Genomic DNA, 2,353 nt, shown 5'->3' on the forward strand with positions numbered 1-2,353 from the left:
CCACCGCCGAAGAACTCCAAGACCGCATCGCCGACGACCTCGCCACCCTCCTCGCCGAACGCTTCGACGAATCGCGGGACGAGGCATCCCCCGCCCCACCGCCGCCCTCCTCGGTCTTCACGCGGCTCCCCGCGGCCGACACGCGGATCATCGGCCGCGAGGGCGCCATCCAGGAGATCATCGGCGTGCTCGGGGATCGCTCCACGCGAGTGGTCACGCTCGTCGGGCCCGGCGGCATCGGCAAGAGCCGACTCTCGATCGCGGTCGCCGAGGCAGTCGCCCCGCTCTTCCCGGACGGCACCGTCTTCGTGCCCCTCGAGAACGTGCTCGAGCCAGGCCTGCTGCTGTCGACGATCGGGTACGCGCTCGGGATCCGCGAGACCACGGGTCTGCAGCTCGAAGAGCGGATGACGATCGCTCTCGGCAACCGGCGGATCCTGTTCGTCCTCGACAATTTCGAACAGCTCGTGAGCGCCGCGCCGGTTCTCGTCCGGCTCTTCGATATCGCGCCGGATGCCGCCTTCCTGGTCACGAGCCGCGTCGTGCTGCGCATCCGCGGCGAACGGGTTTTCGATGTCGAGCCCCTGGCGACGCACGACCCTGCGTCACCCGAGTCGACCGGTCGCGCACGGACAGCTCCTGCGGTCGAGCTGTTCACCGAGCGCGCCCGCGCGGCCGATTCCCAGTTCGAGCTGACGGACGCGAACCTCCCCGCAGTGGTCGGCATCTGCCGCGTGCTGGAGGGCGTGCCGCTCGCGCTCGAGCTCGCCGCCGCACGGATCCGGATGCTGTCGCCCGCCGACCTCCTCCGCCGCCTCGATCGGCAGCTTCCCCTCCTGGTGGCCGCCGCCCGGGATGTCCCCGGACGCCAGCGGACGCTCCGCTCGACGATCCAGTGGTCGACGGAGCTGCTCGATGACTCGTCGTGCCGGCTGCTCACGGAGCTCGCAGTGTTCGCACCGGGATTCACGCTCGACTCGATCGAAGCCATGGGGCGGATCAGAGGCTGGAACTTCGATGTGGTCGAGTCGATCGAGACGCTGGTGGATTCGTCTCTTGTGCAGCGGCAGGACATCGACGGCCAGCCGGGCTTCTCGCTCCTGGTGAGCGTCCGCGAGTACGGCATGGAACAGCTCTCGGCGACGGGGCAGGAGGACGCCGCCCGCGACGCCCATGCCGCCGTCTACACCGCTGTCGCGCGGGCCGAGGCCTTGGACCTCGGCAGCGACCGGCAGCTGGCGGCCGTAGGCCGGCTGACACTCGAGCGCGGCAACCTGCGCGCCGCAGTGCGGCACTTGGTGTCGCGCGCCGACGCGGAGACGGCATGCGACGTCGCCTGGCGGCTTTTCGTCTTCTGGTGGGTCGGCGGCTACCTCATGGAGGTGTCCGTGTGGCTCGAGGAGATCCTCGAGCGCACCGGCGCCGCGGCGTCCTCGCGCGAACACGCGATCGTCGCCTTCTACGTGGGGTGGCGCGACATGTGGTCCACCCACCGACCGGGCATCGCCGCGGCGCTGCTCGACGCCGCCGAGGAGTTCGAGAGCGAGGGCGACCTGCTCGGCGTCGCGATGGCGACGACGACGGCGGGAGTGGCGGAGATCAACAGCTCGGCGCCCGACGTCGCGGCAGCCCTCGGGTGGCTGCACGAAGGCGCCGAAGCGTTCCGCAGGATCCAGGCGGGGTGGGGCGAGTGCCTCGCGATGGTCGCGCTCGGGCGAATCGCCTTGCTGGGCGCCCGGCTCGACGAGGCCACCGAGCTGTTCCGGCGCGGGGCGGAGGCCTCGCGAGCCTCGGGCGAACGATTCGCCGGGACCGTGGCGCTTCATCACATCGGTCGGATGATGCTCCTCGCCGATCGTCTGGACGAAGCCGAGGATGCCTACCTCGAGAGCCTGTCGGGTTCGGTCGCACTCCGTCACGAGGAGGGCATCGCGTACTGCCTCGAAGGGCTGAGCGCCGTTGCGGCGCGACGGCGGGATGCTCGTCGGGCAGGCCTCCTCGCGGGCGCTGCGGCGAGCATCCGTGCCCGCACAGCCGCGATCGAGCCAGCCGTGTTCGTGTATCACCTGCGATTCCTCGACGGGCTGCGGTCGACCGACGCGGCGGCGGAGCTCGCGGCCGCGGAGGTCGAAGGAGGCGAGCTCGGCGCCTTCGAGGCGGCGCGCTACGCAGCGGAACGCGCGCCGCATCTCGCGCCAGTCCATGCGAATGCATGACATGGCGGGGTGTATGCCGTCATGATGTGGTCATGACTGGGCCTCATCGCCCTGTGATCCGCACGCCCGACCAGCGGATCCGGGTCTTCGTCAGCTCGACCCTGCGCGAGCTCGCCGACGAGCGCCGCGCCGCCCGC

The 2,353-nt window shown here is 70.8% G+C and carries 1 protein-coding gene; it reads left to right on the forward strand.

The features are described from left to right. The coding region (locus ACH3VR_RS23265; protein ID WP_397558726.1) for an ATP-binding protein at positions 1 to 2,216 on the forward strand (2,216 nt) is incomplete at its 5' end. Positions 2,217 to 2,353 lie beyond the last annotated feature (137 nt).

Source organism: Microbacterium alkaliflavum, from assembly GCF_044325405.1.
Taxonomy (GTDB): domain Bacteria; phylum Actinomycetota; class Actinomycetes; order Actinomycetales; family Microbacteriaceae; genus Microbacterium; species Microbacterium alkaliflavum.